Consider the following 398-nt stretch of genomic DNA (forward strand, 5'->3'; position numbering starts at 1 on the left):
ACCGGTGAGCAACCCCAAGCCTTAGAAGAAGAAGGCGGCAGCGGCCCGACCGTCTACCACAACGAATTTGGCGTGGTGAAGGCGAGCACCACCTGGCGCGCCTGCATCGGCAGCCCCGAGGCACCCCAAAAACCGATGGTGGATGGCCCGCAAATCGCCATGGTGGTGGGCCCCGACGGGGAGGAGATTTACTGCGACGAGCATGGCCGGGTGAAGCTGCAGTTCCCGTGGGACAGATATGGCAGCTCCAACGACCAGAGCTCCTGCTGGGTGCGAGTCTCCCAAGGCTGGGCCGGTGGCCAATATGGCATGATGGCCATTCCGCGCATCGGCCATGAGGTTATCGTCTCATTTCTCGAAGGTGACCCCGACCAGCCTATCGTGACCGGGCGCACCTA

Annotated in this window: 1 protein-coding gene; it reads left to right on the forward strand. The window is 62.8% G+C overall.

Annotated features, from left to right (window positions below; all coding sequences use genetic code 11):
* Positions 1–398 (forward strand): type VI secretion system tip protein TssI/VgrG (gene tssI / locus AACR93_RS03765; protein WP_043852278.1); only part of this gene is annotated, 398 nt, incomplete at both ends.

The sequence above is a fragment of the Aeromonas sp. L_1B5_3 genome (assembly GCF_963866575.1).
GTDB classification, from domain to species: Bacteria; Pseudomonadota; Gammaproteobacteria; order Enterobacterales; family Aeromonadaceae; genus Aeromonas; species Aeromonas jandaei.